The organism is Embleya sp. NPDC005575, assembly GCF_040605455.1.
Lineage (GTDB): Bacteria > Actinomycetota > Actinomycetes > Streptomycetales > Streptomycetaceae > Embleya.
Genome location: NZ_JBEXCV010000093.1, coordinates 1 through 23,886, shown reverse-complemented (window position 1 = coordinate 23,886; position 23,886 = coordinate 1). Strand labels below are relative to the sequence as shown.

Below are 23,886 nucleotides of genomic sequence, written 5' to 3'. Positions count from 1 at the left end.
CGCCGTCATCAGAACACCCGGTTCATGTACTGCTCGGCGGGCTCGTCCGGCTCACCGGTGTGCCGCCAGCCCTTGATGAAGCCCGCGACCGTGCCCCAGCCCTTGCTGGTGATCTCCGCCGCGTCCCGCTCGGCGTCGGGCATCCACTCCGCCTGGACCCGCATGCCGACCCGGATCTCGGACACCGGGATGTCCAGGATCTGCTGCTGCGCGATCACCATCTCGTCGCCTTCGAGCACGACGGAGGCACGCGCGAACGGCTCGGTCTCCTTCTGCCCGGGATACGGAGTGGGCGTGATGATCGTGTAGTTGGAGACCACACCGCGGTCGGGCAACACCTCGTCCAGCTCGGGTCCGAGCAGGATGGCGTCCACCGAGCAGTAACCCCGTCCCAGGAAGACCCGGTTGCACTGCGGGCAGCGCTGCCCGGTCAGCCGGCCGGCACGCAGGTTGTTCGCGTAGCGAACCAGCGTGGGCGAGAGCACGTCGGTGTAGGTGATCTTGGAGAAGTACTCCATCGTCGTCACGTCCTGCGCCTCGCCGGGCTCGCCCTCGGGGCTCTCGGCGTGCTCGCCGGGGACGAAGCAGACGATGTCGTCGATCCGACCGACCGGCTCCTCGCGCCAGCGCGGGGCGACCCGCATGCCGGTGTGCACCGCGTCCTCACTGCCCGCGTCGAGCACGTGCACGAGGTCGGTGTCGGCTCCGTCCAGGCGCACCAGGACGAACGCGAACGGCCGGTCCAGCGGGTGCGATTCGATCGGCTCGGCGACCCACGTCCAGGACCGGACGGTGCCGGTCGGACCCACCTCGACGAAGTCGTGCGCGAGCTCGTTCCCGGTCTCCGGGTCGTACTCCATGGGCGGCACGATCACCCGCTCACCGGACCGGATCCCGACGATCCGACGGGCGGTCAGCTCCGAGAAGAAGCGGCCCATGACCGGTCCGAGTGTGCGCTTGTAAGGGAACTGGATAGTACTGACGGTCTGTGTCGACACGGTCATCCTCTCGGCCTGGGAACGAGGTCGGCCACCGGCCGAACGATAGGTAAGGTTCCTTGACGAGGTCAATGGATGGCGAAAACATGTTCTCGTATGGCGGTGCCTCCGGCATGCGCCACGGTCCACCACCATCCGCCGTCTTCGAGGGGAAGCCGCAGATGTCGTACGACCTGCCTGCCGCGCTGCACCGCCCGGTATTCGTCCCCGATCTGCTCCTGCACGCACTGACCAGGCACGCCGACAAACCCGCGATGTACATCGGCGACCGCGTCTTGACGGCACGTCAGGTGCGCGACGAGATCAGCCGATACCAGCAGGCGTACGCGTCGCTGGGTGTGGTCAAGGGCACCATGGTCTCGGTGCTGTCCGCGAACCGACCCGAGGTGCTTTTCGCGACCGGCTGCAACATGCTGACCGGCTGCCGCGCGACGCCGCTGCACCCGATGGGCTCGCTGGAGGATCACGCGTACGTACTGGCCGACGCCGGCGTCGAGGCGCTGATCTACGACCCGGGGCCGTACGGCGAGCGGGCCGCGGCGCTCAAGGAGCGGTTGCCGCACCTGAAGCTGCTGGCGTTCGGGCCGGATTCGAGTGACCTGGGCACCGATCTGCTCGCGCTGGCCGCGAAGTTCGAGCCGGGAGTGCTCACGCCGCCGGAAGTGAGCGCCGAGGACGTCTCGGGTTACGCGTACACCGGCGGCACCACCGGTCGGCCCAAGGGCGTGATGTCCACCTACCGTTCCGGGGTGACCCTGCCGACCGTGCAACTCGCCGAGTGGGACTGGCCGGACGAGGTGCGCTTTTTGGTGGCGACGCCGCTGTCGCACGCGGGCATGTCGGCGTTCATTCCGACGCTGCTGCGCGGCGGTTCGATCGTGGTGCTGCCGCACTTCGATCCGAAGCAGGTGCTCGCGGCGATCGAGAAGTATCGGATCACCGCGACGATGCTGGTGCCGACGATGTTGTACGTGCTCCTGGATCACCCCGACTTGGACAAGTACGACCTGTCCAGCCTGGAGACCGTGTTCTACGGTGCCTCCGCGATGTCGCCGGCGCGGTTGAAGGAGGGCATCGAGCGGCTGGGGCCGATCTTCTTCCAGTACTACGGCCAGGCCGAGTGCCCGATGACGATCACGGTCATGCGCCGGGACGAGCACGACCCGAACAACCCGGCGCGGCTTGCCTCGTGCGGTCGGCCGGTGCCGTTCCTGACGGTGAAGCTGCTCGACGAGGACCTGAACGAGGTGCCCCAGGGCGAGCCGGGCGAGATCTGCGTACGCGGCCCGTTGGTGATGGCCGGCTACCTCAACAAGCCCGAGCAGACCGAAGAGGCGCTGCGTGGCGGGTGGTTGCACACCGGCGACATCGCCCGGGCGGACCCGGACGGATTCCTGACGATCGTGGACCGCAAGAAGGACATGATCATCACCGGCGGCTTCAACGTCTTCCCCCGTGAGGTGGAGGACGTGATCTCGGCCCATCCGGCGGTGGCCGCGGTCGCGGTGGTCGGGGTGCCGGACGACAAGTGGGGCGAGGCGGTCAAGGCGGTCGTGGTCCTGCGGCCCGGCCACGAGGTGGATCCGGCGGAGCTGATCGCGCTGGTGAAGGAGCGCAAGGGCGCGGTACAGGCGCCCAAGTCGATCGACTTCGCAGACACGATCCCGCTGTCACCGCTGGGCAAGCCGGACAAGAAGACGCTGCGGGCGCGGTATTGGGGCGAGGGTGGGCGGCAGGTGAACTGAGGGGCGAGGCTGCGGCTTCCGGTTGGCGGCTCGCGCCTGCGGGCGGTGCGCGGCGTACGGCGCACCGCACGCATCGGTTCGGGGCGGCGGCTGGGGGCGTGACTCGGGTGGCGTCGTCCGGGCTTCCCCGTACCGGGACTGCGGTGCGGGGAGGCAGCGGAGCGTCAGCTCACGAGTTCGGTGAGGGCGGCCTCCCAGGTGCGGGTGCCGACGGTGGCGCCTTCCAGGGTCAGGTTCTCGCCGGCGCGGTAGGCGCGGCCGGCCTTTCCCGGGAAGCGGACCGGCAGCTTGGGGCGGTGCTTGCCGTTGGCCGTGAGGTAGCTGCCGATCGCCTCGCCCATCGTGTAGACCTTCGGCCCCGCCAGGTCCGGCACCAGGCCGGCCGGCTCGCCGAGGGTCAACTCGACCATGCGCTGGGCCACGTCGCGCACGTCCACCGGCTGGAGGCGGATCCCGCCCGGGACCGGGACGACGGGCAGCTTCGTCATCTTGCCCATCACGGTCAGCATCAGCTGGTGGAACTGGGCGGCGCGCAGCGTGGTCCACGGCAGGCCCGACTCGGCCACCGCCTGCTCGGCGCCCAGCTTGGCCTTGAAGTAGCCCAGCGGAACGCGATCGGCGCCGATCACCGAGATGTAGACCAGGTGCCGTACGTCGGCGTCCTTCGCGGCCCGGACCAGGTTGCGGGTGGCCTCGTCGTCGCCCTTGGGGCCGCCCGCCAGGTGCAGGACGGTGTCCACCCCGGCGACGGCGGCTTCGACACCCTCGTTCTTGAGCAGGTCGGCGGTCACGTACTCGACGCTTTCCTGGGCGGCGCCGCCGGTGCGGCTGAGTACCCGGACGGTGTGGCCCGCGTCGCGCAGCATCGGGACGACCAGACTGCCCAGCGTGCCGGTACCGCCGGTGACCAGGATCGACTTCGTCATGGCTTGCTCCCGCTGTTCGGACCGGGTCTTCGTTTCGGTTCCCGGTCTCTTCGTCGGGGCCCTTGGTGGGCTCCTGCTTCCCTGACGGACGGGTCGAAAAAAGTGTGACGGCGGATTTCGAAGTCGCATTCGTGTGCAGGGCCGCGGGGCTTTGCGTCAGGGGCTCGAAGCCGTCGAGGCCGTCGAAGAGGAGACGTCGACGGAACTATCCACAGGGTGTGCATGAAGGTTGGGGATTGCCGGCCCCGAGCGAGCGGAGGACGCTCGATGGCGGTCTCCGCTCGCTGGGGTGCTGATGGATCAACCCGCGATGGGTGGGTCGACCAGGCTGATCCACCAGGTGGCGCGGCCGTCGGTGTGGCCGATCATCGCCTCGGCGAGCGCTCGGCGGGCGGTGAGGGGTGTACGACGCCAGTCGGGGAATCGCCACATCCAGCGACGGATCTCGCCGAGGTTGTGACCCTCGTGGTGGAGCGCCGCGCCCAGGTGACCGATCTCCGCCCACCGTGGGCCCAGCGCCACCTGGCCCCAGTCCACGACGGAAAGCCGGCCGTCGGATCGGATGATCATGTTGGCCGAGGTCAGGTCCGTGTGCAGGAGGCGGTTGCCGCACAGCGGGCCGGTCCGGGCGGCCGGGAGGTGTTCCCGCAGTCGGCCGACGAGCGTGGGCAGCCCGGCACTGCGGCCGGGTTGGATGCGCCCGATGCGGTCCACGATCCCGACCACCTGGGCCATGTCGGGCGAGCGGAGACACAGCCGTACGGGGCGGCCCTCGACGTGCTCGAAGACGAGGACCCGCCACCCGTCGACCGCCCCGTGGTGCAACAGGCGCGGAGACAGGATGCCGGTGACGGCACTGGCCGCGATCTCGCTGGTCTGGGCCCGGGCGGACAAGGGGGCGGTGGCCTCTTCGGCGGCTTTGACGAAAACGAGGCCGGTGGGGGTGGTGACGGTCGCGGCGAAGGAACTGGTATGGGGTCCGGTGACGGGTTCGACGGCGTGGACGGGGCCGACGGCCTTCTCCACGAATTCGGTGACCTGATAGGGCAGTTCCCGCCATGCGTAGCGCCTGGTCACACCGCCTCCCACATGGACTCGCCGCCGGGCGCGATGGGTACCGAGAGCGGGCGACCGACAGCGCACCCGAACTCATCGACGCGCCGCAATTGCCGTGTCACCGCCGCGAGTTCGGCGTCCAGGTCGAGAACGACCAGATGACCGATCGGGCACAGGTACGGCGACCGCCCCACCTGCTGCGGCTGCACGACGGCGACGCGCTCCGAGGCTGCGGGAAGCGCAACGATCGTCCCGTCGGGCAACTCGGCGTGCTCATCGACGTGCCGGACACGCGAGCCGAAACGGATCGGCAACCGCCCCTCGGCTGGATATTCTTGAATCTCCATCACTGCCTCACGGTGGATAGATGGAGACAGCGGCCGGGCTCACGGCTGGAATCGAGAAGCCCGGCCGCTGTCTGGAAGTGGCGCGACGGTGTGGATCGCCACCCGGCCGGCAGTTGATACCGGCGCTCCTCTCCTCGGCTCAATCAGCCTGAGGCAAAAGGGCCGACCGGCGGCGTGTACAAGGCAGCTACAGCTACCTCCGTCTCCAAGATCTCGACATCGAGCAGCCGGGTCCGGAAGCACGTACCACCAAGCGTCCGAGCAACCACGAGCAGCTCCGTCGATGACACGCAGATGCCACACAAACCGGATCTGCCATCCCGAATCCAGGCAACGGGGTGCCTGGAAAGGTGCGCGTAAACACCTGCTGCGTCAGCTGGTTGGGGAGTCTCAGCCACAGGAAATGGCCTCCCGTCAGAGCAAGGAGAAGTACGACCAAAGAGGGGTGAGGTCACCACATGTAGCGAATCGCCCACATGCAGGCTTGCATGCAAATATCGTTGCATCAAGGCGTCGCAACCCAGTGCGTGCGCCCGCGAGTTCCAAGCGTGGCAGTCGTGATGCATGGGAGCAGACATGAGGAAACCACCGCATGGCATCGCCGCAGAGTTGCGCCGCCTACGTCTTGAGGCCGGACGACGGATCGAAGACGTGGCTTCGGATGTCGGCTGGAACAAGAGCAGCGTGTCCCGGCTGGAAACAGGCGTAACTCCCGTTCAACCCCGGCATGTGGCCGAGCTTGCCGGCCCGCTGCGCCTGACTCCAGTCGCACGGATGCGCTTGGAGCGGATGCTCGGCATCGTGCGTGAGCCAGACCAATGGTGGGTGAGGTACCACGAAGTGCTGAGTGACAGGTACGAAGAGCTCATCTACCTGGAGTCTCGGGCACGAAGCATCGCTGTCGCGTCAACGCTCGTTCCCGGTCCGATGCAATGCGAGGGCTATGCGCGAGCGACGATGATGCGATCGGCATTCGTTCCCGATCCCGACGACGCCGAGATGCTCCTGGAGGTGCGACTCCAACGCCGCCAGGTCATCACGAACGGAAGTGCACAGATGGCTGTGACACTGTCGGAAGCGGCCCTTTGGCAGCGTTTCTGTGGACCGGTAGCCTTGCAAGCGCAGTTGCATCATTTGGTGGAACTCAGTCGACTCGACAACGTCAGCCTCCGCATCGTGCCGTTCGACGCACTGATCGCCCCGTCGTTGGGCCCAATCACCGTGCTGACGCTTCCCGAAGCCGACTCCACCGTTGCACACGTGGAGTATGAAGGCGGATCACAACTGCTCAAGGATGCTCGAAGCATCAAACGGTACCGCCGCAGTCTTGAGTACGTTCGACTCGCCGCCGCAACCGAGGAAGAGTCGCGACAGATGATCCTGAAGAGATTGGACGTTCTTTGAGCATGGTCGAGACGTACGCGTGGCGAAAGAGTCAGCGGTCGGCACACAACGATGCGTGTGTGGAGGTCGCACCGCTACCCGCCAAGACCGGCATACGCGACACCAAAAACCGAAGTCTCGGCCACCTCGAAATCGCCCGCACCGCATGGGTCGAACTCGTACGCGCGCTCAAAGCCTGACCGCCGAGAGCCGACCTGCTCACAGCAGCAGCGGCGAACGCACCAACGTGGCCCGCTGTTCGTTCCGGACCGCGCCCGGTAAGAGTCTCCGCAGGTGTGTGCTTGCGGCGTCGGGGATCGGGAGTGCGCGCGGAACGGCTGCTATCGTCCGCGATTGGTCCGCCACCCTCAGACGTGGGCCCAGTCCCGGTGCAGTCAGATTGGTGCTCTTTCGTGGATAGCGACGTCAACCGCCCCTTGGGCGGCCCCGGTTCGACTCTGCGCCTCGTCGTCACGGGAGGTGGGACCGGCGGCCACACCTACCCGGCGCTCACCACCGTGCGCGCGCTTCAGGCCAGGCTCGCGGCTACCGGCGGGACGTTGGATGTCCTGTGGGTCGGGACGGCCGACAGCCTTGAAGCGCGTGTCGCGGCCGGCGCCGGGATCCGATTCGCCTCCGTCGCGACCGGCAAGATCCGCCGCTCCGCCAATCCGCTGAAGATGATCTCCCCGGCCAACATCAAGGACATGGTCCGCGTACCGCTCGGCGTCCTCCAGGCCCGCCGGATCGTCTCCGGCTTCCGTCCCGACGTCGTACTCGCCACCGGCGGCTACGTCGCCGTCCCGGTCGGCCTGGCCACCCGATTGAGCCGTCGCCCCCTGGTGGTCCACGAGCAGACGGTCCGACTGGGCCTGGCCAACCGGTCACTCGCCCGCCGGGCGACGCGCGTGGCCGTGTCCTCCGAATCGACTCTGCCGCTTCTCCCCGAGGCGGCCCGGGCGACGGCCGTGGTCACCGGCAATCCGGTTCGGCCCGAGGTCCTGGCCGGGCAGCCCGACAGAGCGTTCCAAGCCCTGGGTCTGGGAGGCTTCGACCGGGGCCGCCCCACCGTCTACGTCACCGGCGGAGCGCAGGGATCGCAGCAGATCAACACCCTGGTACGCGACATCCTGCCGTGGCTGCTGTCCCACGCCAACGTCATCCACCAGTGCGGCCCGGCCAACCTCGCCGAACTTCGACAGCACACCGCGACGCTCGCCGTCGACCTCGCCCCTCGCTACCTGCTGACCGGTTACGTGGGCCCGGAACTGCCCGATGTACTCGCCCTGGCCGACGTGGTGATCTCCCGAAGCGGCGCGGGCACGCTCGCCGAGCTCACCGCCCTGGGCAAGGCCGCCGTCTTCGTCCCGCTGGCCACCTCCGCAGGCAACGAACAGGCGCACAACGCCCGCCACCTGCACGACGCCGGCGCCGCCGCGGCCCTACTCGGCGAAGCCACCCCCCAGGCCCTGCGCGACGCCGTGGAACCCCTGCTCACGAATGCCGACAGGCGCACCGAAATGGCCAGGCAGGCCCGCAAACACGGCCGCCCCGACGCCGCCGAGCGGTTGGCCGACGTCGTACTGTCCGTCGCCGGCGGTGGCCGGTAGGGCCTCGCCCGCGATTCGCACGCCGGGCGGCCCACGTCCGGCGTGCAAGCCCCGCGGGGTGGCGGCCTCGCGGGCAAGGTGCGCCGGTGCGTGGCGCTCCTCGTGATCACCCCGGGCTGCCCGCCGTGCCCTCGGCGCGGCGCCGATGGAAGGTGCGGCGGTAGGCGTCGGGGGGCACGCCGATCGTGCGGTTGAAGTGGCGGCGGAGGGTAGCGCCGGTTCCCATGCCGGTGGCCTCCGCGATGACCTCCACGCTGTCGTCCGTGGTCTCCAGCAGCTCCTGAGCCCGGTGGATCCGCTGGGTCAGCAGCCATTGCAACGGGGTGGTGCCCGTCATCGACCTGAAATGGCGGCCGAGGTGGCGCGAGCTCATGTTCGCCCGACGGGCCAGATCCTCCACCGTCAGCGGTTGGTCCAGGCGCCCGGCCGCCCACGCGAGCAGCTCGCCGAGCGGGTGGTCGGGCTGTTCGGGCATCGGGGAGGCGACGAACTGGGCCTGGCCGCCCGGTCGGTGCGGCTGTACGACCAGTCTGCGGGCCAGCGCGTTGGCGATCACCGAGCCGTGGTCGCGCCGGACCAGGTGCAGGCACAGATCCATCGCGGCGGCCTTGCCCGCGGAGGTGAGCACGCTGCCGTTGTCGACGTAGAGCACGTCCGGGTCGACCTCGACGCCGGGAAAGCGTGCGGCCAACACCTCGGTGTGTGCCCAGTGCGTGGTGGCGCGCCGCCCCTCCAGCAGACCGGCGGCGGCGAGTACGAAAGCGCCCGTGCACAGCGAGGCCACCCGCGCGCCGGCCTCGTGCGCCGCACGTACGGCGTCGACGAGGTCCGCCGGTGGGTCGGTGTCGACGTCGGCCCACCCGGGGACGATCACGGTGTCGGCCAGGACGAGCCGGTCGAGGCCGCTGTCGGGTTCGAGCAGGAAGCGGCCGTCGGCCCGCACCGTGCCGGCCCCGCAGATGGCGAGCTCGTACCAGTTCTCGACCGGAACCGGTGGGGCGGTGCCGAACAGCTCGTAGGCCATGGCCAGTTCGAAGTGCAGGATCCCGTCGGCGACGGCTATCGCAACTGTGCTCACGTCCGAAATTGTACGCACCAAGTTGTTCCGGACGCTCGCACCGGCGATCGAGCGATCGCCACGATGTCCGAGGGGAGCTTTTCGAACCGGGGAGAGAAGTCCATGCGTGCAATCAGTCAGGACGTTCTGGCGGTCCCGAGGTGCTGAGGGAGGTCGAGCTGAAGCGGCCGGCACCCGGTCCGAGCGAGGTGCTGGTCGAGGTGCACGCGGCAGGCGTCAACCCGACCGACTGGATACACCGGGCCACGGGCCTGATCCTGGGCGAGCCGCCGTTCGTGCTCGGATGGGAGCTTTCGGGCGTGGTGGAGGCGGTCGGCCTGGGAGTGACGATCCACCGGCCGGGCGACGAGGTGTTCGGCATGCTGCGGTACCCGTACGGGAACGGGTCGCACGCCGAGTACGTGGTCTCGGCAGCCCGCCACCTGGTGCGCAAGCCGGCGAACATCGACCACATGCAGGCCGCGGCGCTTCCGCCGGCCGCGGTCGTTGTCGACCCTGCGCCGGGGCGGCATCCTCGTCGCGATCGTGAACCATGTCAGGGACCTGGACGTGGAGCGGTACGGGGTCCGCGCCGCCGAGATGCTCGTCGAGGCCGACCACGCGTCCATGCGGCAGGTCGCGGCCCTGGCCGAGGCCGGGCGGCTGCGTGCCGCGATCGACTCGGTGTTCCCGCCGGCGGACGTGGCCAAGGCACACGAGCGCGGGGCGACCGGCCGGGTCACGGGCAAGATCGTCCTGACGGTCTGACCGACGCCCGGTCGAGGCGGCGCAGCTCACGGATCTCCGCCGTATCGCGGATGCCCGCCGTATCGCGGAACTTCGCCGTATCGCGGCACGAAGCGGCGCCCGGCCGAGCGGGCCGGTTGCGTACACCATGGCGTATACAACCGACCGGTTGCTTCGCTTACGCCGCCGTGCATCTCCGCGCCGCATCCGCCGTCGCCGGGCCCGGCGCCCGGGCAACGACCGACAGGGCGACGCACGCCCGCGCAACGGCCGCCCGTCCGGGCAACGACCCACCCGGCCTCGCCCGCTACCGGCGCCGGTGCGGCGAACCCCGATGCGGGCAGGGTCGATGCGGGCGGGCCGCCATCAGGTTCCGGCGGGCCGAGCACACCGACGCCGGCGCCGGTGGCCGATCCGGAGCGACGAGCATCGGATCCTGGCGCAGGATCGCCGCTTGGAGGTCACGCAGCCGCGGGCCCGGGTCCAGGCCCAACTCCTCCGCGCACAACCGCCGACCGGCCTCGAGCACCGCCAACGCCTCCGCCTGCCGCCCCGATCGATAGAGCGCCAGGGCCAGTTGCGCCCGAGGTCGCTCCCGCAGCGGATACTCCCGGACCAACGCCATCAGGTCGCCGATCACCGAAGCATGCGCGCCGAGCGCGAGTCGGCACTCGGCCGCCTCCTCCAGCAGTGCGGTGTGCTCCTCGGCCAACCGCGCCCGCTCGGCCTGCGCCACCTCGTGATCGACCAATTCCGCGAACGGATCCCCGGTCCACAACGCCAGCGCCCCACGCAGCAGTTCGTCTGCCCGATCGAACGCACCCGCCGCGCTCGCGGCCCGACCCGCCTCGGCCAACGCATGCCACCGCGTGGTGTCCAGCCGTCCGGCCGGCACCTCCAGGGCGTACGAGTCATCGCGCGTAGTCAATACCCGATAGGGCGCCCTTCGTCCCGGCTCCAACACCCGTCGCAGGCCGGACAGATAGGCGTGCAGCGTCGATCGCGCGCCGGGTGGCGGCCGGCCGTTCCACAGTTCCTCGGCCAGCCGGTCAACCGGTACCGCGACCCCGGGCCGCAACAGCAGCAGCGTCAACAGCTCGCGCTGCCGCCTCGGCCCGATGTTCAGTGCGCTTCCGTCGGGGCCCAAAACCCGGGTCGACCCCAACACTTGGAAGGACAAGCCCCCCGACTCATCGTTGCGCGGTGGCTCCCCAACCTGCCCGCGCGACGGAATCCCCCTCGTCATATGGAAAGTGACGACACATCACGAGATGGGGTTCCGCTCTCCCGCCGAGTCGAGGGACCCTCAGGCTGATCGGGACCGCCTCCGCTCGCGACCACGCCGCGCCGGCAACGTCGGTTGCCATGTCGCTGTCGGTGTCGTCCCGTACGCTCGCTGGTTCGGTCGCGCCCCCGCCCCTGCCGCGGGGTGCGCTGTCTCGACTGTGAGGCGAGCCCCACGCACCGCGGACGCTGCGCCGAGCATCACGAGCAGTACGAAGCTCGGTCGGCGGTCCGGGCGCGGCGTGCTCGGCGAGCGGTGCTCATGCTGGGCAACGCTGCCGCTCGGCCGTCCGTCGCCGCCGCCGCGCGACCCTCGTCGGCCTCGCCGTGGCGGCCAACAGCGCGCTTTTCGTGGCCGCGTCCACCCTCGGCACCGACTTCGCCATCACCGACCCCGGCAAGACCGAGGCCCACCGATTCGTCACCGTGGAAATCGCCGTGGTCAACCTGGTGGTGGGCCTGCTCGCGTGGGGCACGCCGGCCCTCCTGGAACGCTTCACCCGGCACGCCAAGACGATTTGGACCGTGACGGCCACCGCCGTCCTCGTCCTGTCCTTCATCCCGATCGGCCTGGAACAGGCCACCACCGACACCAAGGTCATGCTGGCGATCCTGCACGCGGTCACGGGCGCGGCCCTGTTCCCGATGCTGCGCACGTCGCGCTGACCCGCCGCACGGGCGGAGCGTGGTGGGTGTCGCCACACGAGAACGTTGTCGAGGCGAGCGGCTCGGGCCTGGATGCCGCCGATCGGCAATGGTTCGGCGAGGTCCGGGTTCGGGTCCGGGTCCGGGTTCGGGTTCGGGGCGAAGCCGGCCACCGCTTCGTGGCAGGCCGGGTGCAGCGCACGGTGCCGCCCTCGTCGATGACGCTCGACGCCCTCCCTGCGGTCCATGCGTCCACCCGGGGCAGCCGACACGGTCGAACTCCCGTTCCCGGCAAAGGCCGACCGAGCGGCGGCTGCGCCGGGACATCGGCGGCATCATGAGGGATTGTCCCCAGGCGGACCCGTACATGATCGTGTTCTCATGTACCCATGTCATCTACCCACCGGCCCCGTTCGCTTTGGCGGCCGGACGGCTCACAGCGAGCCTTTCGCGTACGCGGCGTGACGCGCCCGCGGCGCCTGACGATCGTCACGAGTCTCGTGGTCGCGGTTCTGGCCGCGCTGTTCGCAACGATTCCCCGATTCGACTCGACCGCGGCCGAAAGCCCGGGAGCGGGCAACACCGCCCCCACGGCCGCCGTTTCGACGGGCACCGCACAGACCGCGACGCTGCGCACTCTCGCCGCCGCCCGCGGGATGCGCTTCGGGACCGCCGTCGCGGCCGGCGCCCTGTCCAACGAGCAGGACTATCGGGACAAGGTCCGCTACGAGTTCAACAGCATCACCCCCGAGAGCGCCATGGGTTGGTCGCGGACCGAGCCGCAACGCGGTGTGTACCAGTGGCAGGACGCCGACACGGTGATCGACTTCGCCGCCGGCGCCGGGCAGGACGTACGCGGTCAGACGTCGGTCTGGTACAACTCCGTCCCCGACTGGGTCGCGCACGGCAATTTCGGCGCGGACGAACTGCGCGCCATCCTCAAGGCGCACATCGAAGCCGTCGTGTCCCGCTACAAGGACCGGGTGCACATCTGGGACGTCGTCAACGAGGTCCTCAACGACGACGGCACCATGCGCTCCTCGTTCTGGAGCGACCGGCTGGGCACCGGCTATATCGCCGACGCGCTGCGTTGGGCCCGAGCCGCCGACCCCACGGCCAAGCTGTACATCAACGACTACAACGCCGAACGCGTCAACTCCAAGAGCACGGCCTTGTTCGACCTGGCCACCAATCTGCGCCGGCAGGGCGTCCCGCTCGACGGCATCGGCTTCCAGACGCACGTCACCGTCAACACCGACGTGTCGCAACTAAAGGGATTGCTCGGCAAGTTCGCCGACGCGGGCTTCGACGTGGCGATCACCGAACTCGATGTCCGGATGACACTGCCGCCCACGCAGGCTCAGGTCGACGCGCAGACGGCGGCGTACGACTCCATCGTGCGGAGCTGTATCGCGGTGACCCGGTGCGTGTCCACGACCGTATGGGGTTTCACCGACGCCCACTCGTGGGTGCCCTCGTCCCTCCCCGGTTGGGGAGCGGCGACGATGTTCGACACGAATCTGGCCCCCAAGGCCGCCTACACCGCGGTGAACGCGGCCTTGGCCGACCGTGACTTCACCACTACCGCGGTGGCCGCCCACTCGGGCAAGTGCCTGGACGTGCCACACAGCGAGAAGACTCTCGACATTCAGTTGCAGCAGTACACATGCAACGGGACGTCCGCGCAAAGCTTCGCCTTCCGCCGTGTCTCACCCGGCATCTACACGATCGTCAACACCGGGAACGGGCGTTGCGTCACCGTGGCGGGCGCGTCCACCGCGCCGGGGGCCGCCGTCATCCAGAGCACCTGCGGCAGCGGGCCCGAGCAGCGCTTCGAACTGCGTCGGGTGACCGGCTTCGGCTCCGCCGCGTCGTTCCAGCTGCGGCCGACCCACAGCTACAAGTGCGTCGACGTGGCGCAGGTCTCCATGAACAACCAGGCGCCGCTCATCCAGTACACCTGCAACGCCGATCCGACGGTGGCGGCAAACCAGGTATGGCAGTTGGCCGGTATCCCCGGCCACCTCTGAGCACCGGAGGGAGGGTGTGCCCGTTCAGCCTTCGAGCGCGCGCACCCGCCCTTCCCGACGGGGCGGATCAGCCTGGTCGAACCACCCCGGCGCCGGCCGACCCACCGAACCCGCCGGTGCGTGGAGGCCACGCCCGGGCGGCCTCCGCGCACCCGAGCACCAGTGATCCCCAGGCTGCATGCACAGCCTGTGGACAGGCTCGTCGCCGTGACCTCGGACGCCGGGTCCGCCTCGTGGAGGACTTCGAGTGTGCGTGCCGCACAGATCCACGCCCTGATGCTCACCGCAGTGGGCAAGATGACCAGACTGCCGGTCGTACCGACGGTCGTACCGATTCCCGGCGGCGTCCGACTCCAGCCCCGCCGGCGCATCCCACGACCCGCCCGCGATGTCGGTGCCGTCCCGTAGCCTGCTGGACCCGACCCCAACCCCGGCCCCTCCCCGCCCGCCCGTACGCGGCCCGGGCCGATCCGGAGGCCCGCCGTGGTCCGCCGTCGAAGAGCCGAAGAGGTACGGAGCCGCATGATCAACGACATCGTCATCACCGGCGCGCGCGAAAACAACCTCAAGGACGTGTCGCTGCGCATCCCGAAGAATCGGAGGTGCTGGAGTACCCGCTGCGCGGCAAGTCGATCATCGACGTGCTGGCGCTCACCGTCGAGGACGCGCACGAGTTCTTCACCGAGAAGCGCATCCGAACGCACCTGGCCGCGCTCGCCGAGGTCGGCCTGGGCTACGTCACGCTGGGCCAGCCGCTCAGCACACTCTCCGGCGGCGAGCGGCAACGGCTCAAGCTGGCGGGCGAGTTGCACAAGACCGGCAGCGTCTACGTGCTCGACGAGCCGACCACCGGCCTGCACATGTCCGACGTGGACACCCTGATCGCGCTGCTGGACCGCCTCGTCGACGGCGGCAACACGCTCCTGGTGATCGAGCACAACCTGGACGTGGTCGGTCGCGCGGACTGGGTGATCGACCTGGGCCCGGACGGCGGCAAGCACGGCGGCCGGGTGGTCTTCGAGGGCACACCCGCGGAACTGCTCGCCGACAAGCAGTCGTTGACCGGCGAATACCTGCGCCGCAACCTGGACCGTGGCGCGGGCGGCCGATAGGCGGCGGGCGCCGGCGCCGGCGCCCGCCCGTCCCCTCAGCGCCGGTCGCTGAACCGGATGTCGAGGCTGCGCAAATAGGTCTGCAGGCCCGCGTCCTGGATCGGGATCAGGTGCGCCGGGCTGCCGGACTCGTTGTGATGGGCGTGCCACTTCCCGGGAGGCGTGACGAACGCGCCTCCGGGCTGCCACTCCACCCGCTGCGGGTCGACGATCTCGCCGTGCTCGTCGAGCCGGTCGCCCAGCAGCGTGTAGCAGCCCGGCTCGCAGTCCAGGATCAGGTCCAAGGCGACCGACTGGTGCCGGTGCGGGCGCTGGATCTGGTCCACCGGGAGCAGGCCGAACATCGCCCACAGGGTGTGCGTGACCGTCAGCGTCTGGTCCTGGTCGATCGTGTTCAGCAACACGCTGACCCGGTTCTTGGCATTGGCGCCGGGCGCCTCGGCGATCCGGGTGAGCTCCTCCACCGCACGGTGCCGGGAGAACTTGGTCGGCCGGAACCGGGCCTGGTTCGGGGTGACCCCGAGGTAGCGCAGCAGCGGCTCGTCGTGCACCCAGTAGAAGAGCGAGTCCTGCGCCGCGTGGTGGGTGATCTCGCCCAGGTCCGGCAGGACCAGGAAGTCACCCTTCTCCCACTCCACCGCCTGCCCGCCGACCAGCGACATGCCGCGTCCGTACATGACGTAGTACAGCTGCGAGGTCGCGTTCGGCCGCACCGCGAGCCGGTCGCCCGCGTTGATCCGGACGAAGTTGGCCAGCAGTGCCGGACTGGTCGCCGGGCCGCCCGCGATCCGCATCGGCTCGGCGAGGTCGAGCGGGATCACCCGGGTGACCCCGCCCGCGTGCAGTTCGGCCGGGAAACGCTCCACCGGGACGGGCGTCGTGTACCCGGCGCCGATCGGGTTGGCCGCCTTCGTGTACTCCCAGTAGACCGCGTCCTCGCTCCATGCGGCTGCGGTCGCGGCGAGCGGCCCCTCGAAGCCGAATCGGGCCACGTCGACCAGCGGCGGCGCCGCGACGGTGGGATCGAAGAGCGCGGATTCCCGCTCTCCGGACCGGTGCTGATCGGCCGTCACCTCGGGCTGCGCGGTCATCCGAAATCCCTTCACGAGCGACTCCCCCGGTCCTGCCATGGTGCCACCGGGCCGGTCGCCGTGGAGAGCGGGAAGTCTCACACCCGCCGGGCGATACGCCGCTCGCCTGTTGCGGGGTACGCCTGGAGCCGGCGACGCGCCACGCCCCACGCGCCACGCCCGCTCCGCGCTACGCCGCACACCCGCGACGCGTACGCCTCACCCCTGCCCCGGACAAAAGCCCGCCAACCCGTCGGCCAACTGCGCGAACGCCTGCTCCGCCTCGGCGACCGCCGACGGATAGACCTCGTCGGCCGTCGCCCCCTCGGCCAGCCGCTCAATGGTGCGGGCGACCAGGATCTGCCGCACGGCCAGAATCTGACCGGCGGCCAGCCGACACGCCAGATCCCCCGGGCGGCCGGCCTCCCGCTCGAACTCGGTGGCCAACAAATGCTGGTTGCGCTCCAGCATGGCCAGGGCCCCGTGCCGCAGTGACGGCGTCTCCTGGATCAGCCGGTGCACGCTGAGGATCTGCGTGTCGTCGTTCAGTCCGACCACCGGGTCCCGCTCGCGCAGCGCGGTCAGGAAGTGCCGGCGCAGCGCCTCGACCGCAGTCTCGCCCGCCGCGCGCTCGCGCACCACCCGAGCCGGCTCGCCGACGTGCGTCTCCATCGGGCTCAGAACGAGGTCTTCCTTGGCCGGGTAGTAATTGAAAACGGTCATCTTGGACACATTCGCAGCCGCGGCGATCTCCGCCACAGACACGTTCTCGAAGCCCCGCTCGACGAACAGCCGCATCGCGGTCCGCCACAACATGCGCCGCGTCTCGTTCTTCTTGCGCTCGCGCAGGCCGAGTTCCCGAGTCATGAGAGAACTGTACCAAGACGAAAAATATATCAAACCAAAACATTGACTCGACATAAAAATTTGTCCTATGGTCCTGCCATGAAGACGACAAGAGGAGCAACTCTCGACCGGGCGCAGCCGGCGCCGGAGGAAACCGCGGCGGTTCCGACGATGACCGGGTTCCAGCGCCGCCTGAGCATGATCCTGTGCCTGCTGACGATGGTCCTGGCGATCCTGGACCAGAACATCGTGTCCGCCGCGATCGTCCCGATCGTGCGCGACTTGGACCCGGTGCACGGCGTCGACCACGTCGCGTGGCTGGTCGTGGCGTTCTCGCTGGCCGCCACCGTGGTGCTGCCGCTGTACGGCCGGTTGTGCGACGTGTTCGGGGCAAAGCGCATCTACCTCGCGGCGATCGCAACCTTCCTGCTCGGCTCGGTCCTGTGCGGGCTGGCCCGATCGATGACCGAACTGATCGCCTTCCGGGCGATCCAGGGGGTCGGCGCAGGTGGCCTGATGAGCGTCACCATGGTCGTGATGGCCCAGCTCAGGAAGCCCGGCGACAAGGGTGGCCCCGGAGCGCTCGCGGGCATCATGGGCGGCAGCGGCATGGCCCTTGGGCCGTTCGTCGGCGGGCTGTTCGCCGACCACGGCAACTGGCGGATGATCTTTTTCGTCAACGTCCCACTCGGGCTTCTGATCATCGGCGGCGCGCTGTGGGCACTGCGGTTGCCCCGACACACCGCCGCGGGCACCGGCGCCCGGATCGACTTCGTCGGCGCCGCGCTGGTGGCCGTGTTCGCGAGCGCGCTGCTGCTGGCCTGCCAGTGGGGCGGCAAGGACTACGCGTGGGACTCGGCGACGATCGTCGGCCTGCTGGTCGTGGCGGCGGTCGGGCTCGGCCTGTTTCTGTGGCGGCAGGCGACGGTCGCCGTGCCGATCCTGCCGCTGTCGCTGTTTCGCAACTCCTACATCCGCAACGGGTTCCTGCTCCAGGGCCTGACCGGCGCGGCGATGCTGGGCACGCTGGTCTATCTGATGTTGTACCTCCAGCTGGCGCGCGGTGTGGATGCCACGGACGCGGGCGCCTACCTGGCCTTCATGGCGCTGGGCATGGTGGTCGCCGGCATCGTGGGGACCAGGCTCCCGTGGGACGTCCGCAGCGGACTGCTGGCCGGCACGCTGTTCGCCGGCGTCGCCTTCGGCGGCCTGGCGCTGCTGCGCACGGACACCTCGTTGTGGATGTTGCGCGGCGACCTGTTCGTACTGGGGCTGGGGTTCGGGCAGTTGGTCGGCAAAGCGATCCTGGCGGTCCAGCAGGCGGCACCCAAGGAACATCTGGGCGTCACCACGACCGGCATCCGGTTCTTCCAGTCGCTGGCCGGCACGCTGAGCGTCGCGCTCTTCGGCTCGTTGCTCGCTCGGGTGTTCGCGGCGAAGAGCAACGTCGGCGACGTCTCCGCGATCGCCCGCCTGGGGCCGGCCGAACACGGGGACGCGGTGCGGGCATTCGTCTCCAGTGTGGATGCCGTGTTCGCCGGCGCCGGGGTGTTGATGGTGCTCGCGGTGTTGTGCGCGCTGCGGATGCCGGACCCGCGACCGGCGGCGGAGGACGACTCCCCGGAATCGAAGTCGTCTCCGGAGTCGAAGTCGGAGTCGGAGTCGGAGTCGGAGTCGGAGTCGGAGTCGGAGTCGGAGTCGGAGTCGGAGTCGGAGTCGGAGTCGAACGAGCCCACCCGCGCCGAGACCGCCCGCGTCGGCTGAAGCCGCCCCTACCCGCCCGATCCCGCGTCGCCTGTCCACCGACTCGCCGTGACCCGACGGATCGTGCGCGAGTTGCCCGGGGTGCATGTGCTGATCCTGACCACGTACGACACCGACGACGACATCGTGCGCGGTCGAGGCGGGCGCCATCGGCTACCTGCTCAAGGACACCCCCACAGGTGGAACCGGCGCCGCGGTCCGCGCCGCCGCCCGGGGCGGGGCCGTATTCGCGCCGCCGGTGGCCGCGAAGCCGGTCACCCGGATGAAGGCACCGATCCGCGACGCGCTGAGCCCGCGCGAGACGCAGGTGCTCGGCCTGGTCGCGCGGGGATGACCAACGCCGAGATCTGCCGCGAGGTGTACGTCGGCGTGCCATCGTCAAGACACACCTGCTGCGCACCGTCAACAAGCCGGCGTGGACGACCGCGCCGCCGCCGTCACCGTGGCCATGGTGGACGGGCTGCCGGGCGGCGCCGGGGGGTGAGGTGCGCTACCCGGCGATCAGGCGCGCGTACCGGCCCTTGTGGAACATCAGCGGCGCGGTGTCCCGCGGCAGGTCCAGGGCGGTGACCGCGCCGATCACGATCACGTGGTCGCCGCCGGGCAGCTCGTGCGCGATGTCGCAGTCGATCCAGGCCACCGCACCGGCCAGCCGAGGAGCTCCGTTGCCGGCCGGCGCCCAGTCGACGCCGACGAACTTGTCGCCGCCGCTGCGGCCCATCGCGCGACACACGTCCTGCTGGTCCTCGGCGAGGATGTTGACCACGAAGCGGCCGGCCGCGCGCACCTTCGGGTAGGTCGTCGAGGTGAGCGCCGGGGCGATCGAGACGTACGCCGGCTCCAGCGACAGCGACGTGAACGACTGGCATGCCATGCCCACGGGCGCGCCGTCGTGGATCGCGGTGACCACCGTGACGCCGGTGGCGAAGTGACCCATCACCTGACGCATCCGCGCCTGATCGATCCCGGCCGACGGCGTCGTTGCGTTGGACATGGCTGCCCCCAGGGGTCAGAAGCTGGATTTTCTGCATATGACTAATAGTCATATGCCTGTTTGTCCTGGCCATTGAACGGCGGAACTGACGAACCGTCAATAACCTGGACCGCGCTTCCCTCCCGTGATCACCGCCACCTTGACGGCCCCTTTCGGCGTGTTCGGGAACTTACGCGTGCCTGCTGCACGTCCGGATCAGTAGCAGTAGCGTCGTCCGCGACGTCATACATCCTCTGGAAGGACACACCCATGGCCGTGAGCCTGAGCAAGGGCGGAAACGTCTCCCTGACCAAGGAGGCCCCGGGCCTGACCGCGGTCGTCGTCGGCCTGGGCTGGGACCTGCGCACGACCACGGGCGAGGACTTCGACCTCGACGCGAGCGCGATCGTGGTCAACGCGACCGGCAAGGTCTACTCCGACCAGCACTTCGTGTTCTTCAACAACATGAAGACCCCGGACGGCACCGTCGAGCACACCGGTGACAACCGCACCGGCGCGGGCGAGGGCGACGACGAGCAGATCAAGGTCAACCTCGCGCAGCTGCCCGCGGACGTCGACAAGGTCGTCTTCCCGGTCTCGGTCTACGACGCGGACAACCGCAAGCAGTCCTTCGGCCAGGTCCGCAACGCGTTCATCCGCGTGCTCAACGCCGCCGACAACGTCGAACTCGCGCGCTACGACCTCTCCGAGGACGCGTCCACCGAGACCGCGATGCTCTTCGGCGAGCTGTACCGTGCCGGCACCGACTGGAAGTTCCGCGCCCTCGGCCAGGGCTACGCCTCCGGCCTCGCGGGCATCGCGAAGGACTTCGGCGTCAGCGTCTGAGCCACGCTCGGGCTGCGGCCTCGCCTTCGGCCTCGGTGGCCTCAAACGCCGGCCAGGCTGAGTGGCCTCAAACGCCGGCCGGGCTATTCACAGCCCGGCCGGCGTTTTTGCGCACCCGAAGACTCCCCGCCGAACCTCGACCAAGCCGATCCGGTCGGCCCCGGCACCCCGCAGCCGAGAACCGGCACTGAGCAAATCCGCTCCAGCCCGGCATGCCACATGCCGCAACCGAGGCCAACCAAATCCGGCCCCAGCCCGGCGCCCGCATGCCAAAATCCTCAGCCAGGCAAATCCAGCCCGGCCGGCGCTTGAGGCCACTCAGCCTGGCCGGCGCATGAGGCCAACCCAGCCCGGCCGGCGCATGAGGCCAACCCAGCCCGGCCGGCGCTTGAGGCCAACCCAGCCTGCCCTCCCGGCACCCCTTCGCCTTCCGCGGCCGGAAACGCGGTCCGCACGCGGGTTTGGTCTGCCCGGACCCGGCAAGGCATGAGACGTCGAGCATGAGCGGAAACCCCCGATATACGGAGTGCGTCCGCTGTTCCGCCGAAAGGCACGATCCGAGACCCGACCCATCTGGGAGTTCCCGTGAACACGACAGCGACCGTCATCCTGATCGTGGTGATCGTCGTCGTCCTCGCCGCCGCGGCCGTCTTCGCGGGCCGTCCGATGTTGCGGCGTAGGCACCTGCAAGCCCGATTCGGTCCCGAGTACGACCGGGCCGTCGAGCAGTACGGCGACCGGCGCGAAGCCGAACGCAACCTGGTCGAACGTGAGCGCCGACACAGCGAACTCACGCTCAAGCCGCTGGATCCGGCCGCGCGGGAGAAGTACGCAACCGAGTGGACCGCGGTCCAGGAACGGTTCGTCGACGCTCCGGACGACGCGGTGCAGGAAGCGGACGAACTGATCACCCGACTGATGCGCGAGCGCGGCTACCCCACCGGCGCTCACGACAAGCGCATGGAACTGCTGTCCGTCGAGCACGGACACACGCTGGAGCACTACCGCAAGGCGCACGAGATCGCCCGGCGCAGTGAGGCCGGCGAAGCCGAGACCGAGGACCTGCGCCAGGCGATGATCCACCACCGCGCCCTGTTCGACGATCTGCTCGGGCAGCCCTATCGGCCGCGACACGGTGGCACCGCCCCGAACTCGGCCGATTCCACCGATTCGCCCCACGCCACCCACGACGGGCACACCGATCAATGGCAGGCCGCGCCGGGCGAAGCGAACTCGCCCCGTCTGGATGTCTCGAAGCCCGAACAGCGCTGATCTTCGGCTCGGTCGACGACGCGTCGGCCGAGCCGCCACCAAGGATTCACCCGCCGGGGCGTCCTCACCGGGACGCCCCGCACAGCGGCGCGACATCCGTCGTACCGGACGAGAGGACCACACCGATGCGCAAGCAGAACTTCCCGAGCGGGCCGGGCGCTTCCGGTCCCGGCCGGGACGACGTACCCATAGTCGAGCGTGACGAACGAGACCGCGCAGCTCGCCGGGCCAGGGTCACCGACGGCCCCGGTCCGAGCGTGGACAACCCGCCCGAGTCGTCCGCTCGTGCCCTGCCGCACCAGCAGCACGACCAGGCGGAGCCCTACGGCACCACCGTGCACCCGACGCCCCGAACCGGCCGGGACGCGCCGCCCGCCCCGACGAGCCCGCCGGCCGGGGCCGATCCGCGAGGCACGTCCGCCGCCGGACCCGCCAGGGGTCGAACCGGGACGGACGAGTCCACCGGTCGAAGCAACGGCGGCACCCACGACGACGATGCGGCCATGTTCGACCGGGCTGCCGCCGAAGAGCTCAACCACCGCTTCCGCGAGGCACTCGCCGGATTCGTGGACAGCCCCTCGGACGCCGTCTCGGAGGCGGACGACATCGCGGCCCAGGTCACCAAGTTGGTGACCGACTCGATTCAGACCCGGCGCACCGAACTGGAGCAGACCAAGCGCACTGCCGGTGGGGACACCGAGCAGTTGCGGCTCGCATTGCACAAGTACCGGACGTTCCTACAGAGCATGCTCAAGCTCTGAGCCCACGAGGCACGGCGCAGGGGCGCGAGGCGGGGCACGATCGGCACGCCGGGGCGGGGACTGTCACCCACGCGGGTGGCAGTCCCCGCCCGCACCGGTGTCCGCGTCGCCGCCGATGTCCCGCTCCCCGTCCAGTGCCGGGCCACGTCCCGCGACAGTGCCCAAGCGGCGGTCGCCACAGTCGGGATCAGCCGACGCATGCGCGTCCCCCAGCCCCCACCGCACCCGCATCCCCTCCGGGGGGCTCATACGCCAACCGCGCCGACCCCCGCCAGGCACGAGCACGAGCGCGAGCTCATACGCCTACCGCCGCCAGATGCGCGCACATCGCCGAGGTGACGATCTCGGCCTGCTGGATGTTCGCCAGGTGCGCCGCGTCGGTGACCTCGACCAGCGTGGCCCCGGGAATCCCGGCGGCCAGCTCGCGCGCGTGCTCAAGCGGCGTCGACGGGTCCCGATCCGCGCCGATCACCAGCGTGGGCACGGCGATCCGGCCCAGCTCCGCACGCAGGTCGTAGTGCGCAAGCGCATCGCAGCAGCCCGTGTAGCCCCCCGGCGGACACGCGTACAGCATGTCCAGGATCCGCTGCACCGCCGCCGGCTCGCGCGTGACGTATTCGGGGGTGAACCAGCGCTGGATCACCGTGTCGGCCAACTGCCGCATGCCCTGTGAGCGCACCGTCGCAGCCCGGTCCAGCCACGCCTGCGGCTCGCCGAAGCGCGCCGAGGTGCAGCACGCGATCAGGGCGGTCAGCCGCTCGGGGTGATGTACGCCCATCCACAGGCCGACCGCGCCGCCGAGCGAGACACCGGCATAGGCGAACCGCTTGATGCCGTACGAGTCGGCCAACGTGAGCACGTCGCCGACCAGGTCGCCGACCGAGGCCGTGCCCGGTACCGGGTGGGATGTGCCGTGTCCACGCAGGTCGTAGCGCAATACCCGGTGGTGCCGGGACAGCTCCGGAATCTGCGCGTCCCACATGCCCAGTTCGGTGCCCAGCGAGGGGCCTAGGATCAACACCGGGGCGTCGGCCGGGCCGTCGAAGCGGTGCTTGAGCGTGGCGATCGTCATTGGTCCTTCTCTTGGAACACGGTGCGATGGTGCGCGAGCGCCCGGTCGATCAGAACCGGGGCCGAGCCGATGTAGGCGGCCGGATCGAAAACCGCCTCGTCCAACCGCCCCAGCAGATCACGAAGGTGCCGGCCGGTCCGCGCCGAGGTCCGCGATGCCTCGGTGAGCAGGCTCCGCGCCGCCTCCTTGCCGAGTTCGGCGGTCGGCTCGCCGGCCGGCCGCTCGGCCACGATCCGCCCGTGGGTCAGCTCCAGGTCGGCCCGCATCCGGTCCGGACGGACGTCCAGCCGCCGGGCCGGTTCGGCCGCCGCCTCGGCCGCGCCCCCAGCCGGTCGCAGCGCC

The 23,886-nt window shown here is 69.8% G+C and carries 22 protein-coding genes and 2 pseudogenes; 13 read left to right on the top strand and 11 right to left on the bottom strand.

Annotation, left to right across the window (positions count from 1 at the left end; genetic code table 11):
• Positions 1 to 8: 8 nt before the first annotated feature.
• Complete coding sequence (locus tag ABZS54_RS27145) at positions 9 to 938, bottom strand: OB-fold domain-containing protein (RefSeq protein ID WP_355541356.1); 930 nt, start codon at positions 936 to 938, stop codon at positions 9 to 11.
• Positions 939 to 1,084: 146 nt separating this feature from the next.
• Here ABZS54_RS27145 and ABZS54_RS27140 point away from each other — a divergent pair, with 146 nt between their 5' ends.
• A complete protein-coding gene (locus ABZS54_RS27140; RefSeq protein ID WP_355541353.1) occupies positions 1,085 to 2,743 on the top strand; it encodes an AMP-binding protein in 1,659 nt (552 codons plus the stop codon).
• A gap of 164 nt (positions 2,744 to 2,907) precedes the next feature.
• Here ABZS54_RS27140 and ABZS54_RS27135 read toward each other — a convergent pair whose 3' ends face one another.
• The 3 genes from ABZS54_RS27135 to ABZS54_RS27125 form a co-directional block, all read right to left on the bottom strand.
• The gene (locus ABZS54_RS27135; RefSeq protein WP_355541350.1) at positions 2,908 to 3,669 is read right to left on the bottom strand and encodes an NAD(P)H-binding protein; all 762 of its coding nucleotides are present in this window, start codon (positions 3,667 to 3,669) and stop codon (positions 2,908 to 2,910) included.
• Between the two features lie 300 nt (positions 3,670 to 3,969).
• Positions 3,970 to 4,746, bottom strand: a complete 777-nt coding sequence (locus ABZS54_RS27130; protein ID WP_355541347.1) for a phosphotransferase — start codon at positions 4,744 to 4,746, stop codon at positions 3,970 to 3,972.
• Positions 4,743 to 5,039 (bottom strand): hypothetical protein, encoded by a 297-nt coding sequence (locus ABZS54_RS27125; RefSeq protein WP_355541344.1) that lies wholly within the window; start codon positions 5,037 to 5,039, stop codon positions 4,743 to 4,745. The genes ABZS54_RS27130 and ABZS54_RS27125 overlap by 4 nt, the downstream gene beginning before the upstream one ends.
• 609 nt (positions 5,040 to 5,648) lie before the next feature.
• Here ABZS54_RS27125 and ABZS54_RS27120 point away from each other — a divergent pair.
• The 3 genes from ABZS54_RS27120 to ABZS54_RS27110 all read left to right on the top strand — a co-directional run bounded on the left by ABZS54_RS27120 (position 5,649) and on the right by ABZS54_RS27110 (position 8,065).
• Positions 5,649 to 6,476: a helix-turn-helix transcriptional regulator gene (locus tag ABZS54_RS27120; protein WP_355541341.1), complete on the top strand. Its 828-nt coding sequence runs from the start codon at positions 5,649 to 5,651 to the stop codon at positions 6,474 to 6,476.
• A 2-nt stretch (positions 6,477 to 6,478) separates the two neighbouring features.
• Positions 6,479 to 6,655 (top strand): DUF397 domain-containing protein, encoded by a 177-nt coding sequence (locus ABZS54_RS27115; RefSeq protein ID WP_355541338.1) that lies wholly within the window; start codon positions 6,479 to 6,481, stop codon positions 6,653 to 6,655.
• Positions 6,656 to 6,868: 213 nt separating this feature from the next.
• Positions 6,869 to 8,065: a UDP-N-acetylglucosamine--N-acetylmuramyl-(pentapeptide) pyrophosphoryl-undecaprenol N-acetylglucosamine transferase gene (locus ABZS54_RS27110; RefSeq protein ID WP_355541335.1), complete on the top strand. Its 1,197-nt coding sequence runs from the start codon at positions 6,869 to 6,871 to the stop codon at positions 8,063 to 8,065.
• 106 nt (positions 8,066 to 8,171) lie between these two features.
• Here the strand turns inward: ABZS54_RS27110 and ABZS54_RS27105 are convergent, their stop codons facing one another.
• On the bottom strand, positions 8,172 to 9,143 hold the full coding sequence (locus ABZS54_RS27105; RefSeq protein WP_355541332.1) for a helix-turn-helix domain-containing protein: 972 nt from the start codon (positions 9,141 to 9,143) through the stop codon (positions 8,172 to 8,174).
• A 102-nt stretch (positions 9,144 to 9,245) separates the two neighbouring features.
• On the opposite strand from ABZS54_RS27105, the pseudogene ABZS54_RS27100 reads away from it, so the two are divergent.
• Positions 9,246 to 9,890 (top strand): annotated as a pseudogene (locus ABZS54_RS27100) (zinc-binding dehydrogenase).
• A gap of 286 nt (positions 9,891 to 10,176) precedes the next feature.
• Here ABZS54_RS27100 and ABZS54_RS27095 read toward each other — a convergent pair.
• Complete coding sequence (locus ABZS54_RS27095) at positions 10,177 to 11,049, bottom strand: AfsR/SARP family transcriptional regulator (protein WP_355541329.1); 873 nt, start codon at positions 11,047 to 11,049, stop codon at positions 10,177 to 10,179.
• Between the two features lie 293 nt (positions 11,050 to 11,342).
• On the opposite strand from ABZS54_RS27095, the gene ABZS54_RS27090 reads away from it, so the two are divergent.
• The 4 genes and pseudogenes from ABZS54_RS27090 to ABZS54_RS27075 form a co-directional block, all read left to right on the top strand.
• The gene (locus ABZS54_RS27090; RefSeq protein WP_355541386.1) at positions 11,343 to 11,819 is read left to right on the top strand and encodes a DUF6069 family protein; all 477 of its coding nucleotides are present in this window, start codon (positions 11,343 to 11,345) and stop codon (positions 11,817 to 11,819) included.
• Between the two features lie 440 nt (positions 11,820 to 12,259).
• Complete coding sequence (locus ABZS54_RS27085; protein ID WP_355541326.1) at positions 12,260 to 13,828, top strand: endo-1,4-beta-xylanase; 1,569 nt, start codon at positions 12,260 to 12,262, stop codon at positions 13,826 to 13,828.
• Positions 13,829 to 14,077: 249 nt separating this feature from the next.
• On the top strand, positions 14,078 to 14,236 hold the full coding sequence (locus tag ABZS54_RS27080; protein WP_355541389.1) for a hypothetical protein: 159 nt from the start codon (positions 14,078 to 14,080) through the stop codon (positions 14,234 to 14,236).
• A gap of 191 nt (positions 14,237 to 14,427) precedes the next feature.
• Positions 14,428 to 14,940: pseudogene (locus ABZS54_RS27075) on the top strand (ATP-binding cassette domain-containing protein); the annotation flags it as partial.
• 35 nt (positions 14,941 to 14,975) lie between these two features.
• On the opposite strand, the gene ABZS54_RS27070 reads toward ABZS54_RS27075, so the two are convergent.
• Positions 14,976 to 16,031: a cupin gene (locus tag ABZS54_RS27070; protein WP_355541324.1), complete on the bottom strand. Its 1,056-nt coding sequence runs from the start codon at positions 16,029 to 16,031 to the stop codon at positions 14,976 to 14,978.
• Between the two features lie 198 nt (positions 16,032 to 16,229).
• Complete coding sequence (locus ABZS54_RS27065) at positions 16,230 to 16,877, bottom strand: helix-turn-helix domain-containing protein (protein ID WP_355541321.1); 648 nt, start codon at positions 16,875 to 16,877, stop codon at positions 16,230 to 16,232.
• 78 nt (positions 16,878 to 16,955) lie between these two features.
• Here ABZS54_RS27065 and ABZS54_RS27060 point away from each other — a divergent pair, with 78 nt between their 5' ends.
• Positions 16,956 to 18,620 carry an MFS transporter gene (locus ABZS54_RS27060; RefSeq protein ID WP_355541318.1) on the top strand — a complete coding sequence of 555 codons (1,665 nt, stop codon included), beginning with the start codon at positions 16,956 to 16,958 and terminating at the stop codon, positions 18,618 to 18,620.
• A gap of 490 nt (positions 18,621 to 19,110) precedes the next feature.
• Here ABZS54_RS27060 and ABZS54_RS27055 read toward each other — a convergent pair whose 3' ends face one another.
• Positions 19,111 to 19,614, bottom strand: a complete 504-nt coding sequence (locus tag ABZS54_RS27055; protein WP_355541315.1) for a flavin reductase family protein — start codon at positions 19,612 to 19,614, stop codon at positions 19,111 to 19,113.
• A 249-nt stretch (positions 19,615 to 19,863) separates the two neighbouring features.
• Here ABZS54_RS27055 and ABZS54_RS27050 point away from each other — a divergent pair, with 249 nt between their 5' ends.
• The 3 genes from ABZS54_RS27050 (at position 19,864) to ABZS54_RS27040 (ending at position 22,472) form a co-directional block, all read left to right on the top strand.
• The gene (locus ABZS54_RS27050; RefSeq protein ID WP_355541312.1) at positions 19,864 to 20,439 is read left to right on the top strand and encodes a TerD family protein; all 576 of its coding nucleotides are present in this window, start codon (positions 19,864 to 19,866) and stop codon (positions 20,437 to 20,439) included.
• A 585-nt stretch (positions 20,440 to 21,024) separates the two neighbouring features.
• Entirely contained in the window at positions 21,025 to 21,711 is a 687-nt protein-coding gene (locus tag ABZS54_RS27045) for a hypothetical protein (RefSeq protein WP_355541309.1), read from the top strand.
• Between the two features lie 125 nt (positions 21,712 to 21,836).
• Positions 21,837 to 22,472 carry a hypothetical protein gene (locus tag ABZS54_RS27040; protein WP_355541306.1) on the top strand — a complete coding sequence of 212 codons (636 nt, stop codon included), beginning with the start codon at positions 21,837 to 21,839 and terminating at the stop codon, positions 22,470 to 22,472.
• Positions 22,473 to 22,767: 295 nt separating this feature from the next.
• Here the strand turns inward: ABZS54_RS27040 and pcaD are convergent, their stop codons facing one another.
• Positions 22,768 to 23,544 (bottom strand): 3-oxoadipate enol-lactonase, encoded by a 777-nt coding sequence (gene pcaD, locus ABZS54_RS27035; RefSeq protein WP_355541303.1) that lies wholly within the window; start codon positions 23,542 to 23,544, stop codon positions 22,768 to 22,770.
• Positions 23,541 to 23,886, bottom strand: a 346-nt coding sequence (locus ABZS54_RS27030; RefSeq protein WP_355541300.1) for a hypothetical protein, incomplete at its 5' end; no start/stop codon positions are given. The genes ABZS54_RS27030 and pcaD, both read right to left, overlap by 4 nt.